Source organism: Staphylococcus sp. mip270_02 (assembly GCF_054031535.1).
The window spans coordinates 2478574-2495279 of the sequence record NZ_CM132934.1; the positions used below are offsets into that span (position 1 = coordinate 2478574).

The 16706-nt window shown below is 28.1% G+C and carries 23 protein-coding genes; 8 read left to right on the forward strand and 15 right to left on the reverse strand.

From position 1 onward, the window contains the following. Positions 1-257: 257 nt before the first annotated feature. Positions 258-698: a GNAT family N-acetyltransferase gene (locus ACW5YJ_RS11755; RefSeq protein WP_457338196.1), complete on the reverse strand. Its 441-nt coding sequence runs from the start codon at positions 696-698 to the stop codon at positions 258-260. Between the two features lie 203 nt (positions 699-901). Continuing rightward, a complete protein-coding gene (locus ACW5YJ_RS11760) occupies positions 902-1288 on the reverse strand; it encodes a VOC family protein (RefSeq protein WP_457338197.1) in 387 nt (128 codons plus the stop codon). A gap of 239 nt (positions 1289-1527) precedes the next feature. Here ACW5YJ_RS11760 and ACW5YJ_RS11765 point away from each other — a divergent pair, with 239 nt between their 5' ends. Beyond that, the gene (locus ACW5YJ_RS11765) at positions 1528-1728 is read left to right on the forward strand and encodes a helix-turn-helix domain-containing protein (RefSeq protein ID WP_017722416.1); all 201 of its coding nucleotides are present in this window, start codon (positions 1528-1530) and stop codon (positions 1726-1728) included. A 195-nt stretch (positions 1729-1923) separates the two neighbouring features. On the opposite strand, the gene ACW5YJ_RS11770 is transcribed toward ACW5YJ_RS11765, so the two are convergent. Both ACW5YJ_RS11770 and ACW5YJ_RS11775 read right to left on the reverse strand, forming a co-directional pair. Further along, complete coding sequence (locus tag ACW5YJ_RS11770; RefSeq protein ID WP_017722417.1) at positions 1924-2106, reverse strand: hypothetical protein; 183 nt, start codon at positions 2104-2106, stop codon at positions 1924-1926. 119 nt (positions 2107-2225) lie between these two features. Next, positions 2226-3047 carry an alpha/beta hydrolase gene (locus ACW5YJ_RS11775; RefSeq protein ID WP_017722418.1) on the reverse strand — a complete coding sequence of 274 codons (822 nt, stop codon included), beginning with the start codon at positions 3045-3047 and terminating at the stop codon, positions 2226-2228. A gap of 198 nt (positions 3048-3245) precedes the next feature. On the opposite strand from ACW5YJ_RS11775, the gene ACW5YJ_RS11780 reads away from it, so the two are divergent. Continuing rightward, a complete protein-coding gene (locus ACW5YJ_RS11780) occupies positions 3246-3734 on the forward strand; it encodes a MepB family protein (protein WP_017722419.1) in 489 nt (162 codons plus the stop codon). A 114-nt stretch (positions 3735-3848) separates the two neighbouring features. Here the strand turns inward: ACW5YJ_RS11780 and ACW5YJ_RS11785 are convergent, their stop codons facing one another. Next, complete coding sequence (locus ACW5YJ_RS11785) at positions 3849-4226, reverse strand: DUF1722 domain-containing protein (RefSeq protein ID WP_017722420.1); 378 nt, start codon at positions 4224-4226, stop codon at positions 3849-3851. Between the two features lie 273 nt (positions 4227-4499). Here ACW5YJ_RS11785 and ACW5YJ_RS11790 point away from each other — a divergent pair, with 273 nt between their 5' ends. The 3 genes from ACW5YJ_RS11790 (at position 4500) to ACW5YJ_RS11800 (ending at position 5745) form a co-directional block, all read left to right on the forward strand. Beyond that, entirely contained in the window at positions 4500-4772 is a 273-nt protein-coding gene (locus ACW5YJ_RS11790; protein WP_017722421.1) for a hypothetical protein, read from the forward strand. A gap of 350 nt (positions 4773-5122) precedes the next feature. Then, on the forward strand, positions 5123-5296 hold the full coding sequence (locus ACW5YJ_RS11795; protein ID WP_457338198.1) for a CsbD family protein: 174 nt from the start codon (positions 5123-5125) through the stop codon (positions 5294-5296). Positions 5297-5577: 281 nt separating this feature from the next. After that, positions 5578-5745, forward strand: a complete 168-nt coding sequence (locus tag ACW5YJ_RS11800) for a hypothetical protein (RefSeq protein ID WP_017722423.1) — start codon at positions 5578-5580, stop codon at positions 5743-5745. Between the two features lie 117 nt (positions 5746-5862). On the opposite strand, the gene ACW5YJ_RS11805 is transcribed toward ACW5YJ_RS11800, so the two are convergent. The 3 genes from ACW5YJ_RS11805 to ACW5YJ_RS11815 form a co-directional block, all read right to left on the reverse strand. After that, positions 5863-6201, reverse strand: coding sequence for an ArsR/SmtB family transcription factor (locus tag ACW5YJ_RS11805; RefSeq protein ID WP_017722424.1), 339 nt, complete (start codon positions 6199-6201; stop codon positions 5863-5865). A gap of 13 nt (positions 6202-6214) precedes the next feature. Continuing rightward, the gene (locus ACW5YJ_RS11810; protein ID WP_017722425.1) at positions 6215-6835 is read right to left on the reverse strand and encodes a CadD family cadmium resistance transporter; all 621 of its coding nucleotides are present in this window, start codon (positions 6833-6835) and stop codon (positions 6215-6217) included. 313 nt (positions 6836-7148) lie between these two features. Beyond that, complete coding sequence (locus ACW5YJ_RS11815; RefSeq protein WP_017722426.1) at positions 7149-7685, reverse strand: CHAP domain-containing protein; 537 nt, start codon at positions 7683-7685, stop codon at positions 7149-7151. A 114-nt stretch (positions 7686-7799) separates the two neighbouring features. On the opposite strand from ACW5YJ_RS11815, the gene ACW5YJ_RS11820 reads away from it, so the two are divergent. Then, positions 7800-8291: a P-loop nucleotide/nucleoside kinase family protein gene (locus ACW5YJ_RS11820; RefSeq protein WP_017722427.1), complete on the forward strand. Its 492-nt coding sequence runs from the start codon at positions 7800-7802 to the stop codon at positions 8289-8291. 98 nt (positions 8292-8389) lie between these two features. Here the strand turns inward: ACW5YJ_RS11820 and ACW5YJ_RS11825 are convergent, their stop codons facing one another. Then, positions 8390-8761 (reverse strand): VOC family protein, encoded by a 372-nt coding sequence (locus tag ACW5YJ_RS11825; RefSeq protein WP_017722428.1) that lies wholly within the window; start codon positions 8759-8761, stop codon positions 8390-8392. 359 nt (positions 8762-9120) lie between these two features. Between ACW5YJ_RS11825 and ACW5YJ_RS11830 the strand changes: the two genes are divergently transcribed. Both ACW5YJ_RS11830 and ACW5YJ_RS11835 read left to right on the forward strand, forming a co-directional pair. Continuing rightward, the gene (locus ACW5YJ_RS11830) at positions 9121-9279 is read left to right on the forward strand and encodes a hypothetical protein (protein ID WP_017722429.1); all 159 of its coding nucleotides are present in this window, start codon (positions 9121-9123) and stop codon (positions 9277-9279) included. 51 nt (positions 9280-9330) lie between these two features. Continuing rightward, positions 9331-9504, forward strand: coding sequence for a hypothetical protein (locus ACW5YJ_RS11835; RefSeq protein ID WP_017722430.1), 174 nt, complete (start codon positions 9331-9333; stop codon positions 9502-9504). 308 nt (positions 9505-9812) lie between these two features. Here ACW5YJ_RS11835 and ACW5YJ_RS11840 read toward each other — a convergent pair whose 3' ends face one another. The 6 genes from ACW5YJ_RS11840 to dapA all read right to left on the reverse strand — a co-directional run bounded on the left by ACW5YJ_RS11840 (position 9813) and on the right by dapA (position 16686). After that, positions 9813-10196 (reverse strand): YxeA family protein, encoded by a 384-nt coding sequence (locus ACW5YJ_RS11840; RefSeq protein WP_135092123.1) that lies wholly within the window; start codon positions 10194-10196, stop codon positions 9813-9815. Positions 10197-10507: 311 nt separating this feature from the next. Beyond that, a complete protein-coding gene (locus ACW5YJ_RS11845; protein WP_017722432.1) occupies positions 10508-10672 on the reverse strand; it encodes a hypothetical protein in 165 nt (54 codons plus the stop codon). Positions 10673-11467: 795 nt separating this feature from the next. Next, the gene (locus ACW5YJ_RS11850; protein ID WP_171915543.1) at positions 11468-12208 is read right to left on the reverse strand and encodes an SDR family NAD(P)-dependent oxidoreductase; all 741 of its coding nucleotides are present in this window, start codon (positions 12206-12208) and stop codon (positions 11468-11470) included. Between the two features lie 773 nt (positions 12209-12981). Further along, a complete protein-coding gene (locus ACW5YJ_RS11855) occupies positions 12982-14055 on the reverse strand; it encodes a YkvI family membrane protein (RefSeq protein WP_171916648.1) in 1074 nt (357 codons plus the stop codon). 350 nt (positions 14056-14405) lie between these two features. Continuing rightward, positions 14406-15785, reverse strand: coding sequence for a flavin monoamine oxidase family protein (locus ACW5YJ_RS11860; RefSeq protein WP_017722435.1), 1380 nt, complete (start codon positions 15783-15785; stop codon positions 14406-14408). A gap of 16 nt (positions 15786-15801) precedes the next feature. Then, a complete protein-coding gene (dapA, locus tag ACW5YJ_RS11865) occupies positions 15802-16686 on the reverse strand; it encodes a 4-hydroxy-tetrahydrodipicolinate synthase (protein ID WP_135092130.1) in 885 nt (294 codons plus the stop codon). Positions 16687-16706: the final 20 nt, after the last annotated feature.

Sequence of the window (16706 nt, forward strand, 5' to 3'; positions counted from 1 at the left end):
TTTATAGGCTACTACAAAACGTATGATACGGTAACTTATTAGGTGCATGTTTAAAGAAAGGGGCAATTAAACAATAAAGCACCTTCTTAAGTTAAAAAATACATTAACAGTAGTAATATAATGAGATAAAAATTTAATAATATGTTTCTAATAAATAATTTTGAGAGTATTAACACATACGAAATGCGTGAATATCAAACCTAAACCTTGTTTTAGATTTCGAATTCACGCATTTTTCTCATTATATTATCAGGTTATTAACGATCTAAATGCATTTGAAAAGTTATATGAGGAATATTGTCTTCTAAGTAAACATCTGAGACACTTTTAAATCCAAATGACTCGTAAAATGACTTAAGGTATGCTTGGCCGGATATTCGAACTTTCGTTTGCTTATAGCTTTCTTTAATCTTATTCAGTGTTACTTTTACTATTTTTCTACCATAATGAGATTTTCTATATTTTTCTACTACTAGCACCCTACCAAAAGTAATATAAGACGGGTGTTCAATAACACGACTATATGCAATGATTTCTTCTCCGTTTTTAAGCATTACATGTAACGTATTTAAATCAAATTCATCTACTTCTTGATATGTACAATTTTGCTCAACTATGAATACATTGACTCTAGCTTGAAAAACTTTAACCAATTCTATATTTGACATTTCTTTTGTGTGCTTAACAACTAATTCCATCCTATGTTCCTCCAATAAATAAAAAGTACCAGATTTACCTCACCTCTTAAAACAAGAACATATAGCATAAATCTAGCACTATCAACGAAATTCATCCATTAAATAACAAACAATATATATTTAATTTTCATCCGATCTGAAATCATTCAGTATAGGATTATTTGTACTTTTCATGATAATGGCTTTAACTAAAAGTTTATATTTTATTGTTCAACAATTTGAATTAAATTACCACAAGTATCATCAAATATGGCATATTTCACACCTTCAACCTCTTTGGGTTCTGTATGAAATTCAACCCCCTTATTTAACAATAATTCATGTTCTTTCTCCAAGTTATCTACACCAAACATGGTTATCGGGATACCCGCTTCATATAAACCATCTTGATAGTTCTTTGCAATTTGACTTTCATTAGGCTCCAAAACGATTTCAACCGGATTATTAGAATTATCTTCAGTTATCGTTAACCATCTAAAGCCACCACCCATTTCAATGTCATGCTTTAATTTAAACCCTAATTTCCTGGTATAAAATTGTTGCGCCTCATCTTGATTATTAACAAAAATACTCATAGCAATTATTTTCATTATAAATCTCCTTATTTTTAATTTATTTTATACATATTCCCAAATCAGATAATTTTGACACATTTCTATAATTAAACATACAATTTACACATTTCTATATCCAGATAAAAAATACATGTAAACATACAATTTTTTATTTAATTTACTTAAATAAAAAAACATAAATTTTGTAATAATAGCAACCATATATTACAATTAAAAGTGGTATTAGTATTATCTATTTATAGGAGTGAACGATTGTGAAAATTCTTAACGAATTACGCGAGAAATCTAATTTAAGCATATCTAAACTAGCTATTAATTTGAATAATGGCTATGGTACAGATATCAGAAATTGCCAAATATGGGACTGGGAAAATGGCTATCGCACAATTTCAGAAAAAGATGCTGAAATGCTAGCAGACTATTTTAATGTTTCAGGAGAAACATTTAATTCATAATTGCATTAGACGGAATGTAATATAAATTAAGGGACAACAAATTGTTAATAAGGCTATGGCATAGCAAATGTCATAGCCTTTCATCATGTAAGTGATATTATCAAACCACTCTAATAACATACTCTATTTCACTAAAAGTAACTACATCTTTCTATTACATTTCAACTCATACCATTACAATTTTTTCTAACTATATTATTTTTTGTAGACAATAGTAATAAAGTAGTCAACGCCTTCAATACTATTTGTTACAGATGGTGTAACACTCACTAATTCCCAGTGTTGTTTCTCATCCACATTTTGTAAGAATTCGTTAACACGTTCATCAAATTCTTCAAAACTTTCTTCATATTGCATGTGCAATGTTTTTATCTTCATTATAATCTTTCCTTTCCACAATTTTTTCCTTAACCAAGTGTAAATCTTTAGATTTTTTATAACAAACATTACAATACTTGTTGAGTTTGGTTAAACACTTTTATTGTAAGGATACTTTTTTAAATTTTAGAAATACGTATTTCATTATCTAACCAATCAACAATTTCTTTGAAAATACTTAAATTATAAGAGGATTCATTTAATATCTCATGTTGTAATCTATCATAAATATGAATAGATTTATGTTCAGATTCTATTTCTTGGTATAATTGTAGCGAATCATGATAACTTACTAATCCATCTTCTTTACCATGTAATATCAAAATATTGTTAGTAAAACGTTCCGCATTATTTTTCAAATATGTTATGCCATCTAGTAATGTGCGAATAAGCCCCATAGATATCTGTTTCGAGTTTAATTGATCAATTTCATATTTTCTAATAACTTCAGCATCAGAACATACACCATCCCCTAATTCATTTTTAATATAAGTGTCTGATGAAATGCTTGGATCAGGATTACCAAATAATTTATTGTTATACCTTGTTAACGCACCTGATGTAACTACACCATCTACAGTACCAGGGTAAATTGTTTCAAATAAAGTCACTGTATAACCGCCCATGCTATGTCCAATTAGATATACTTTCCCTTCGAAAGTGGTTTTTACATATTCTATTATAGCTGTTAAATCTTCAACAATTTCATACATATTACTGTAATAAGTTTGCGCTCCTCCCGATCTGCCATGTCCTCTTTGGTCGTATCTTATTACATTAAAATCATTTTCATTTAAATATGCCGCTAAAATATCATAACGATCTAAATGTTCGGCTAACCCATGTACTATAATAATGTTTGCATTCGCTTCTGGAGTATCATTAATTTTAGTATATAGTTTCGTATTATCTGATGAATTTAAATATTTAATATAATGCATATAGTTCACCTCTCAATTTATAAATTTTATACTCGCAATTATGTCTACCCTTATTGTATCAATTTACACTTATCTTTTTTATGTAGCTACTTTACTTTTTATTGTAGATATTATTTTATTTGCACTTTTAAAAATAGTTATACACTAATGAATTTGGTATACTCAAAATAATCAAAACTCAATGGAGAAGGTTATATTATGTATAAATCAATAGACTTTATAAGCTCAATATTTAAATCTACGAATAATATTAATTTTAAAAATTGGGAAACAGAATTTTTTAATGAGGAGTATGAGAGTTGTACTTTTCAAGTTAATAAACAAACTTTTAGAAGTAGAATCGCTAAAAAAACACCGAATAAGCAAGGGTATTTTGTAGTATTTTGGACTAAAGATAACAATAATAAAAACAGACCTTTTACTTATAATGAATCATGTGACAAATTAATTATTACAGTAATGGATGAAAGTCATAAAGGGTTATTTATATTTCCAAAAGACGTGTTAGCTAAACAGAATATTATAGCTAACGGAGTAAAAAAAGGAAAAATGGCAATAAGAATTTATCCAACTTGGGAACACAAATTAAATCAAACTGCAATTAAAACTCAAAGTTGGCAATCAAATTATTTTATTGATTTAACTGATAATATTGACAAAACTTCACTATACAAATTGTTAAAATGAAAAATTTAACTAACAATATTTAGAAAATATTAAATACTATTAAAATATAACTTCATAGATTCTCTGCGTTTCAACTTTTGGAAATCAAAAACTAATTATAATCTATGCATAATGTTAGTTTAATTTTTGTATTATTGTTGAAGTTTTAATATAGTTTATATCATAATAATTTGCCATGCTTTTTAAAAATTGTAATAGATATATTTCATCAACTTCTTCTTTTTTAAAGGCTTCCTTTAAATAGTTATGTAAGCTTTTTTCTGATGAACTACACTTTCTTTTAAAATAACCCCACATATGATCATATGCGTTAATAATTGACCCATTACTTGGTGTAGTATTTAGTGCTTCATTAATTAAAGTTTCAATTTCTTCTATCGTTGTATCGTATTTCAATTGTTCTCTAATCAATTTATATTTATTTTGGTCGTGCCATAACACCTCATATTTATGCTGTTTCCATAACTGCTCAATTTGATATTGTCGACTCATTGTAATGCATCCTTTTTAACTCCCCATTAAAAAATGTATTTTAATTGAAGAACATTTTTTTGATGTAACATATATAAGTTAAAAACATGATATATATTTATTTTTCTTATCTTTATAGCTATTATTACCTTTTTTTCATTTTTACAAACCAGAACAACATCTATATTATTGAATTTACAGTTAAAATTTAAAAACTAAAAATAAAGTTAATACTAGGCTCCTACAACTTTTAAATTACAGTTAATGATATGCTTGAATGGGAGCGTGATATAAATGTCAAAATATATTTTGTCTTATAATTTAAATTCCATTTCATACGGATATGAAAAATTACCTGCACAATTAAAATCTTTAGGTAATGCACTATTTATTTATAGTGGTTTGTGGTTTTTGCAAAGCGACTTAGACAAAAATACAATATGTGAAAGTATCAAAACATCTTTTAATGCAACTGATGATTTTCTAATTTTTGAAATTGAACAAAGTCCTTCAGGTACATTAAACGCACAAAAATATTCTGAAATTCAAAAACTACTAGATGCATAAAATATTGATTTATTTAGATAATGTCTAATATTTCTTAATAATACACCTTATACGCGTTTACTACTCAAAAATGCGTTTATAGCACAAATTGAATTATTGTCACTCTCTTTCTTAGGGGGAATATTTTTTATTCATAACCTCCATTTTCAGAGCAAAAAATGAATTTTCATTAGAGTAACATATGCTGCTCACCATTGCTTTTCTCTATCTTATAAACTTTGTTATTTCTGCCATATATAATTCGTTTTAACTACAAATATACCAAGTTACATACTTTTTAATTTGTTTCAAATTTTATCATTTTGTATATTATTTATAGAATGATCTAAAAATGTTTTGAGGTAAATAACATGGCAGATGAAAGTAGGTTTGAACAAGTTAAAGGAAACATAAAAGAGACAACAGGCAATGTTATGGATAATAAAGTATTAGAAAAAAAAGGTAAGGCTTCTAGTAAAGCAAAAGAAGTAACTGAAAACGTTAAAGACAAAATCAGTGGCATTATCGAAAAATTAAATAATTAATAATAACTTATGTAAGATCACAATGCTAATTATTGTGATCTTTTTTTAGATAAATTTACAACAGTTCATTAAAACAGTCAAAACAGATCTCTTTAAAAATTAGATCTTATCATTCCAGATATAAACATAGTGCACTTTATAGTTGCAAAAGCGTTTATATGTAGTACAATTAAACAAAACATACTATTTCTATAGGAATATCAGTTTTATAGTTAAATAGTGGATTTATTTAAAAGTATATACTTAACTAAATTTTTAAAAAGTTATTTTAAGGGGACATTATGAAAATTATTAAATATGAAATTGGTAGTATAGACATTAATTACACAGTCGAGACATTTAAGGGTCATGTGTTTACACATGCTTTTCCTAAAGATACACCGTCAGATAATGTTCAACGTTATTTAAAGCTATTATCAAATACTGTGGATGAAAGAAAAATTAAATAAATACTTTTAACTTGTATAACAAAGGAGTGAATCGACCTACTTATTAAAACAATTAGTTGGCTGACACACTCCTTTATGCTTATCCATGGTACTTACTAATTTGTTAGTTATCTAACATTATAAATTATCCATAAAAAATGTTTTTATCTGTTCATCTTTTATAAAGTAATAAGACATTTTTCCTTCTTTGTATTTATCAAGTACCCCTTTTTTATATAATAATCTTAAATGATGTGATGTAGTTGCGATACTCATATTTAATAATACGGATATATCACATACACACATTTCACTTTCTTTTAGTAATCCAAGTATAATTTTAACTTTGGTCTCATCAGAAATCTTGCTGAAAATACTTAATAGCGACTTAGGTGCAGCTTCCTCAATGAAATTTTGTGCGTTTTCAATTTTTTGTTTATGCATATACTGTACTTCACAAATATAATCATTAACCATCTCTTCCACTTCCTTAATTTATAATTAAATTATAAATAGTTTGTATTGTCTCATTTTCAATTATAATGAATAATCCTAGCCCTATGTATATTACAGCCATAATCCAACGATTAAATCGTTCAATCACTTCACCTATACCTGGGATTTTTGATAAAAGTTGTGCTGAAAATACTAATAGCAAAATTAAAATAATAAATATGATTAATGTCGTTATCAGTTCTACTGTATTTAAAGTTATAAAGTATGGCACAAATAAACCAACATTGTCTGCGCCACAACTAGCTATGGTAACAAGTGCAACAATACCAACAAGCTTACTTAGGCCCTTTTCATTTAATTCTCTTTTAGCTCTCTCTTCACCTTCACAATCACCAGAAATAGCTACGCGAACCCCTAAATAAATTGGTATTAAACCTAATAATCCTAAAATCCACTTTTCAGGAACATAGTTTAATACAAATGCTAAAAATAAACTTATTATAATTAATGCTAATGAACCTAAATATTGGCCAATATAAATATCTCGGTATTCTTTTCTTGTATTAGCTCTAGCAAAAAATATTAATAAAATGACTAATAAATCTACTGCTGTAGCTGTGTACAGAATAATTGCTGTAATAATAGTTTGTAGCATAATACACCTCATTCAAAAACACTTTTGAATGTATTGTATAATATTAAACGTTATAATTAAATAGTAAGTTCACTAACTACTATATAATTTAGTTTTTATCCTCCACCAATAACTCCAAAATATTCAGTTAAAAATCAAAAAAACGGGACATCAATCTAAATTAAAAAATTAAGATTTTAATGCCCGTCAAAATAAGAATCACACCTAATCCTGTATGCTTTTAGAACTTACAGTAAAATGTCTACATATTTAAAAACTAAAATTGAAGATTATGATTCGATTTCTGTCTTATTATTAATTTTTACTTAGTCCTTTATTTATTATAATGCGGTCGAATAAATACCAATTCTGATTCATAATCATGAACGACCTTATGCGCAACCTCAGTTTTATCTTCACCACCGCCTTCCCAATTTTGGTCTAATGATTGAAATTGAAGATAATTACCATCATAATTGCCGTTAGTTACAATTGCTGTATGACCAGCACCTTCACCATAATTTTCATTAAATACTACAATATCGCCTGCAGTTGCTTTAAAATTAGGTGTATTTTCATAAACTGTCGCTTCACCTATAAAATTATTTTCTTCTGGAATATCTTTTGCATAATCACCCTTTAACCCATGACCATATAAATAATCCCACTGTTCATTTACAAGATCGAAGCATTGCCATCCATACTCTGAATCATAATCCCAACCTTGACCGTTTAAAGTTTCAACATGATTAATTGCATCTTGCTGTGTAGCATTTGTAGCAGCTGAAGCATTACTAGATTGATTTATTCCAAATATGTATAATATTGCTACTATTAAAAACGTACTGATTTTAAAAATATACTTAAACATACAAAGCCCCTTTGTTTATTATAATTATTATGTAACTTTAATTTTCACTATAACTTATTTCATTAATTCTTTATACTAAAACTATTATCACAAAATATAAACGGAGGTAACGTAATGGAATACTTTGCTACATTATACTTTTTCGCTGGTAAAATGGGTGCTGGTAAATCAACGACTGCTAAAAAAATAGCTAAAGATAAAAATGCCGTACTATTATCAGAAGATGAAATTCTTGAACAGTTTTATCCAAATCAAATAAAGACATTTGATGATTACTTAACTTATTCAAATTGTATTAAACCTTTTATTAAAAATCACGTTCAAAATTTATTAAGAGTTGGTACAAATGTGGTCATGGATTTTCCAGGCAACACTCAAAAACAACGAAAGTGGTTTAGCAATATGACTTCAGAAATCCAGGTTAGTCATAAACTCATTTATCTAAATATATCAGACGAAACATGTTTACAAAGGTTAAAACAACGAAATATTGAAAATCCTGAAAGAGTTAATTTTGACACATTAGAAACGTTTAATTATGTTAGCCAGTATTTTGAAGAACCTAATGAATCCGAAGGACTCAATATATTAGAAATAACGCAGTAATCATTCACTAAAATTTTCACATAAAATTAAAGAGCACTTCTTATGATTTTTGATAATTCATAAAAAGCACTCTTTTTTCTATAACTTAGTACAATTATTTAGTCACTCACTGCGAAATAATTGCCTTGACCATCTTGGAAATTAAACACTCTTGTACCTGACATTTCAATTATCTCATGACCTGTTAAGCCTTTTTCTTTTAATTTTTCATACAATGCATCAAGATTCTTTTCTTTGAACATTAGAGATGGAGTTGTAACACTTACTTCAGGACTGTATTTTTCCATAAACTCTTTTTCAATAATTAAAATTGATGTTTCAACATTATGATTTGGTGCCACTTCTACTGCTTTAAAACCTTCTGCCATTTCTTCTTCAGAAATTATAACAAATCCTAAAATATCGGTCCAAAATTCAACTGACTTCGCTTGATCATCAACATATAACATCACTTGATTTAACTTTTCCATTTAAAAACACCCCACTTGTTTATATATAATTACCATTATATTACCGTTTAGAAACATCATTAGTAATAATTACTTCAAATTATTGATATACAAAGGTTATAAGTTAAATAATATTAAGTAGCTAACATAAAGTTCCTATTTAATTATAAGTAATTATATTGCAAGATATAAGATTTTGTTATCACAAAACTTAATTATATATAGTACAATTAACTAATATAATTATTTTACGTAGTATACAGAAAAACCCATGTAAGTGTTACTAATAAATTTTAGTATTGGGAGTATTTAAAAAATTATTAATACAAAATTAATAAGATCCAAAAAATCCTTAAAATTTTATTTAAAGGAGCATATTTATGAAAATTATAGATTTTAGTTATAACCACGAAAATTATACTTACATTGTAAAAACTATGCCAGGTGTCGTATTTTCTCATTCAGTGCACAAAGATATGCCACCTAATAAAGTTAATTCTGAATTACTTCAAAGAGAAAGACAAGTTGAACAACAATAACTAACTTGTTACATTTAACAAAAACGGGAAATCAAACTTAGGGGAGTTAATATGAAAATATTAAATTATAGTATAGAACACGATGTTTTTAGCGAACTTGTTACTATTGTGGCAGAAACAGCAAAAGGAAAACAATTTAGTTTTACTTTTGCAGATAGTCACACGCTTAAGGAAGTCAAAGTTAAATTGGAAGAACTTGCTGATGCCATAGACAACAATAAATAATTTAAAACACTTGAAGATTAATGAAACTATCGATTATTTAACTTATGGGATACAGAATATTAATCACTGCCATAAACAAGGCAGTGGTTTCTTTAAGTAGTCCTAGTAAATACTTATATAATTTCTTAGACAGAAATATCCTATCAATACTTGTGTTTACATTTGATAAGTGAAAAATTCATCACTTAACCTTTTTCTATGAAATGAACATCTATTTTTTGGATATATAACATCATTTCATGCTTCTAATCAAAATCGTTAACATACAAAAACATAAAAACCTCATCAACAATGATGAGGTTTTTACATTATAGCTTAATTTTTGCTTTCCTAGGTATATCTTTTTCTTTTACTTCACTATATCCTTTCACTTCTCCAACTTTATAATTTAATTCTAAATAATGATTGGTTTTTAATTTTTTAATAGCTGTATAAGTAATCTCTTTTTCATTACCGTCTTTATCATATGCTTTATTCCTATATTCATATTGCTTAGTACCTTTACCAGAATCTGTTACACTTCTAGGCTCATTAGTCTGTATATAGTATTTTTCACTTGTAATTAAAGGATTTAAGTTAGCAAGATTTCTAACGTTTTTACTATCTGTATGAGATTCAGCATATAATTTCCAAAAAAATAACACTAATATTATTGCTATTATAAATATAAATATTTTAAAAATAATTTTCATTATTTAAACCTCCTAAATTTTATACCAATACTAACATTTCACTATAATTAAATCGTTTGAAAATCCTTACAAAATACTACTTACGTGTGACAATTTTGAAAGAAACATCTTGTCGTATATCGAATAAAGAGTGCTTTGGTCATAAATTTCGCTTTGCAATCAATTCAAATGCCTATTGTTAAAATTTTAAAATTAAAACAATAGTATTTAAAGTTTGGAGAATTGATGATTAATACATTGATTTCTTCCGAAGGCTATAAACAATAAACCACCCATATACATAATTGGGTGGTTTGTTTAATAATGAATATTTATTTTAAAAGTTTACCTTTTAAATGTATTGCTGCAACAATAATTATTCCATTTGAGATCCCTACTAATATACCGCCTAGCGTATTATCTAAATAATTGAATATAGCGTATGAAATACTAAGCATTAAAATTAGAGCTACTACTACAATAAAAAATATTCTCATAGTTCTCCTTTCATAGACGAAAATTTATTGAAGTTCTATAACTAAATTATTTTACTTTCTCGAATTAACTATAGTATATTTTTTATTTTGTAATTTCCTCATGAATATTACATTGTATTTCAATTATTTAATGTCTAAGATAACTTTGCACTTTCATTATTCGATAACATTGATTTACTTTATTAACTATTCTTAAACAATTGGGAGACTTTTTATGATAAAGCAATTTTATTTGGTTTAGATGGGACAATTTTAGATAGAGTAAGCTCATTAAATAATTTTATCGATGGCCAATATGAGAAATTTATTAATTACTTAAAACATATTGAAAGAACTATTTTCAAAAATAAATTTATAGAATTAGACAAAAATAGATACGTTTGGAAAGATAAAGTTTATGCTCAATTAATAGATTATTTTAATATTAATTACTTAACACTTTATGTTTTTTCTTAATGAGTACACAACTACCTTCTGGAAAAATTGTTCGCCTTATCCCAATTTATATAATCGAAATCACTATAGCTTGTTTTTTAAGGTATGAGGCATCAGATATAGATGGTAATTCAAATTTAACTTTACTCTTTTCACTAATATCATAAACGTTATTACCATCTAAATAAGTATATTCCCCAAATCATATGATTTTAATAAATTTTCGTTTGTAATATTGTAAACAATTCCTACTAAATAAGTATAGTTGAATAAAAACATTAAAATATTGTTTTGATACAAAATCATCACTTATGTACTATATGAATTAGTAATTAAAATAATAACAAATTATTAGTTTAATTACGCATCCGTACCTAAAGTCATTCCTCCATCTACGACTAGTTCTGTTCCCGTACAATATGAGCTTTCATCAGAAGCAAAAAAAGCAATCGCTTTTGCTATATCTATTGACTTCCCAATTCTATGAAGAGGTATGGAATCATAAAAAGAATTTCCGCCTTTACTTTCCGAAAACATTCCTGTATCGACGCCACCAGGGTGTACCATATTAACGCGTATGCCATAATCGCCTAATTCTATAGCTGCTGCTTTAGACATAGTTGTCACGGCAGCTTTTGTTGAAGCATATAAAGAAGATTGATTAATAGGAGAGAAAGAAGATATAGAAACTGTATTGATAATAGAACCTTGTTGTTGATTTTTCATTTGATTAGCTACATTTTTCATTCCTAAAAAAATGCCTATTTGGTTAACATTTATTAACTTTTCATATTCCTCCAATGTGCTCTCTAAAAAAGACTGACGTTGGTAAACACCAGCATTATTAACTAATATATCTATTTGTCCAAATTCCTCTAAAATTGTATTCACAGCTTTTTTCCAATCTTCTTCCTTAGTTATATCTAACTTAATAGGGATAGATTTATTTGTTAAACTCTGCGAAACACTAATAGCATCTTGGAAATTACGTGACCCTACAGCTATTTTTGCCCCAAGAAAGTCTAGGTGTTCTGTAATTGATTTACCTTGTCCTCTATTAGCGCCAGTTATTAGTACTACTTTATTTTTTAAATTGGGCATATAATTCTCTCCTTAACAAATTATCTATTATTATAAATATAGTAAACTCATATTTATTTATTCACATATCAATAATTATAGAATAATCTTTGATTAATTATGAAAAAATACAACTTATTAATGTATTGATAATATCAACAATTAATCCAAAACGTAATATTTCAATAAAATTATTCTGAACATTTAAGATAGCGCTAATTATCGATATATAATTAAAAACTTCTTAACTTTATATTAAGAAGTTTAACTTCGAAAATGTTTGTTAAGTTTACCAAACAAATTATCCAATAGTAACTTTTCAAAATCATCTTTTCTATTTACTTGTGTTTTCTACAATATCACTCGTTATATTTATAGGAATTATCGTTAATAGTACAACTTTAAATTCTATGAATTTCGGTTGTTCTGTTAGCGTTCTCAAATATTTTATTGAGTCAGAACTCGAAAAATTTACTATTAAATCTCTTTTATCAATTTCAATTTGTGTAAGTTTGTTAACTAAGCATGCATTTTCACCTAATTGATTCAGTCACAGGTCGCTTCTATTTTCTATAAATTCAGGATATCCCTTATCAAAGATAAATAATCCGTTAGATTTAACAATTATTTGAGAAAATGTTTGTGCAGGGTTATCTCTTAATCTAGATACTTGGCAATTGATATCGACTAGAATTAAAATAGTGCTTGTAAACTCTCTAACTCTAATAACCTACAATCATATTTTAAAATTGCTATCTTAATTTATTAAAAACAAAGTTGATAAACTCTTTTCGTTACATCAATTTTGTTTTTGAGAATTTATTATAACCCCATCGTATTAATAAAGCTGCACTAATTAATAACCCAACATAACCAAATGTTTTGAAAACGAAGTTCACTAAATCAACAAACCCAATAAAACTAAGTAAAAATGAAACGATTAATGAGACACTAAGTAGTACGACGTACTGTTTACTTTTTGGTTTAGTAAATCTGTTTAAAAATGGATATAACATACCAACACAACTATTGAATATAACAGCAATCATAACAGCTGACATAAAAATACCGATAAATGGATGAATATCATTTGCCAGTAACAAAGTTGGTATATCAACACTATTTGCTTTTTGAATATTTGCTAATAAACCACTAGTCATAATTAATAATAAAATGCTAAATGATAAACCACCATAAAAAGATCCCCTACGAGCTGTTTTGTGACTAATAGAATCACAACCAATAATAGTTAAAAATCCAAAGCTATTACCAATAATCAATCCACCATATACAATAGCATCCCACCACCATGTCGGACTTGAGGTTTGAGAAGGCTTAACATGGTTGCTCACATCTGAAAATGGAATCGTTGGATTAATAATGTTGTACCCTGCGATAATTAATACTGCAATCACAAGAAATGGAGTGACCGATCCTAAAATAGTCATAATACGGTCAAATTTAAGTTGTAAAACAATGAATAGTAATATAACAATTGCCAATGACCCACTCCAAATTGGAAAATCAAAACCTTGGTGTAAGGCTGAACCTCCACCAGCTATCATAACAACTGTTAATCCAAACAAGAAAAATATTGTGAGATAATCAATAATACGGCCAATAAATTTTCCGAAAATAGTATTTAATGCAATCTCATACGTACTTGCTTTTAAATGGTAACCAACTTTTGAAATTTGTCTTGTTGCAAAAGTGACAATAAAACCTGTAACTATTACAGCTATATAAGCATAATTACCATGGTTAACAAAGAATTGAAGCAACTCTTGCCCCGTTGTAAAACCGGCGCCTACAATAAAACTCAGATAAGCTAATGCCATCTTAATGGCTGCTTTATTATCTTTGCTCATTACCCATGTCATCCCCTTTTTACGATTATTTGTAAAATATTCTTGTAGGACATAACATAGCAATTGGGTTCAAATTGTTATGTTATGACAAGATTTATGTTCGTATTTAAATCGGCCAATTTGCCTATATTTTATCCCACAAGTTATAAATAAAATTAATATAATCGAAAATAGCAAGGACTAATCAGTACTAACCTTAGATTATAATAATACTTTAAAATCAATTAAATTAGATTCTTTATCTTTATAAATCACAAAAATTCTTATAGGATAAAATAAATCAAAATTGGTTATATTTAGTATTTCTAACTTACTTTATCTGTAAAGTTATTTCAAACTATAGTAAGCGCTTACAAAATAGATTGAAATTCAGTATCTTCATCAACTTCATTGAATTCTAATAGACTATTAATATTCTGTGCTGCTGTAAAGCCTGTCTGAATTGCAGTCTCAGTGTAGAGCGTTCCTAAATAATCTCCAGCTAAATATAATCTTCCTTCAGGTTTAGTTAAAATAGGTTGAATCTTAGCACGACCTGGGTAGACATATGCTGAACCATATGGAAATTTATTAACATGCCCTTCTACAACATAATTTCTAAATCCTGGGAACATGTCCTCTAAGTCATTTAAATAAATTTCTAAAATTTCTTCTTCTGATTTATCTATTAACATTTTCCCTCTGTTTGCTGGAGAAAAAGTCATAAAACTACTACCTTGTTCTCTTTTTTTCTCTGAAGCATGATTCACATTAGAATTATGGATCAAAACATCAAATGATTTTTTTGGTGTTGCAAAAGCATATACATCATCCCAAACTTGTTTCCCTTTTTCATTTGTTAAAAATGAAGCACTCACGTGAGGCCCATATTTGATTTTACTTAATGCGTTATCAAGTTGATTACTAAGATTCTTAGTTATTTTTCTAGTTATAGGCGCAGGAGTTGCTAGAACTACATAGCGAGCTGTTTCAGTAATTTCTTTACCATTTTTAATATAACGAACTGTCACAAAATCTTGGTTATGAATTACTTCTAGAACTTCTGTTTCAAGTTCAATTTGATGTTTTAATGTAGATGCTATTGTGTTGGTTAAAGTTGAAGGTCCTCCTATTATATTTTTTGAGAGCCCACCCTCTTTGCTCCAAATCATATCGAAGTAGCCAACACCTGCGCCAGCTGATATTTGTTCTGGGTCACCTGTAGAGCGACTTACTGTAGGTCGAAAGATAGCATCCGCATCAGTAGGTAATTTACCAGTAAATTCAGAAAAAGTTTTATTATTCATAAAATCTAAAATACGTTGTTGTTGGACACTAGGTTCTTCTAAGGGACGTTTTTTCGCAACTTTACTATACTTCATAACTGCCAACCTAACTTTTGCACCAGCAGTTAACATTGCAAGTCTTGATTTCCAAGACATCGGTGCTCTGAATGGATAAAGTTCTACTCTTCCGCTCAATAATAGCTTTCCATTTAGATGCATAGCAGATAATGTTCCAGGCACAGGTGTAGATTTAACACCTACAGATTTTAATAATTCATCTGTGGCTGATCCTTCTCCAGCATAAACGTGACCGCCCCAGTTCAACCAATAGTTACCTCGTCTTTCTGACATTACACGACCGCCTACACGATTTGATGATTCTAGTAATAATATGTTGTGGTTTTTGAGGCGCCAAGCTGCTGAAAGACCAGCTAGGCCGCCTCCGATAATAATTACGTCTTTCATATTGATCACCTCTAATTTAACTATTATTTATTTCATCCAATACTACTTTCATTTTTTCTTCAAATGCTTGAGTGGCTGGTTTTAATGGTAAACGACATGTCGTTCCAGAAATGCCTAATACCTTTAATCCTGCTTTTACTGTACCAGGCACTGTTTCTTCTTCTAATAAATTATATAAAGGTAGCAATTTTTTATTTAATTCTATTGCTTCTTGAATGTTATTATCTTGCACAAGCTGGTATAAACGAGCAATTTTATCTGGAACTAAATTATCTACTAAACCTATAGCACCTTGTGCACCAATTGCTAATGAAGGTAGAAATAAATTTTCAAAACCATTTAATAATGAAAAATCAGGGTCATCTTTAACTAAATCAAGTACTTTGGAAGTGTGCACGCCATCTGCAGTATTTTTAATGCCTACCACTCCATCAATTTTACTAATTTCATGGATAAGCTCTGGCGCAAGTTCAACACCGGTAGCTTCTGGATAATGATAAATAACAATCCCAACATCCGTATTTTCTGCTATTTTTTTATAATGTTCTACAATACCTTCGTCGCTTGTAACCATATAATATGGATTTATAACTAAGGCCGAATCAACACCTACACTTTCTGAAAATTGTGTTAATTCAATTGTGTCTGATGTACGATGACATCCTGTTCCAGCCATAACTTGTACTCTGCGATTCACTTTTAAAGTTACAAATTCTATAATTTGTTTTCGTTCTTCTGTAGTCATTAATGAATACTCGCCAGTGCTCCCCCCGACAAGTACGCCTTGAAGACCCCCAGCAATTACATGTTCAATTAAATTACCAAATGAATCATAATCAATATCTCCGTTTTCTAACATTGGTGTTGGTAACGCTGCAATCATTCCATATGGTTTATACATAATGAATCCTCCATTTAATT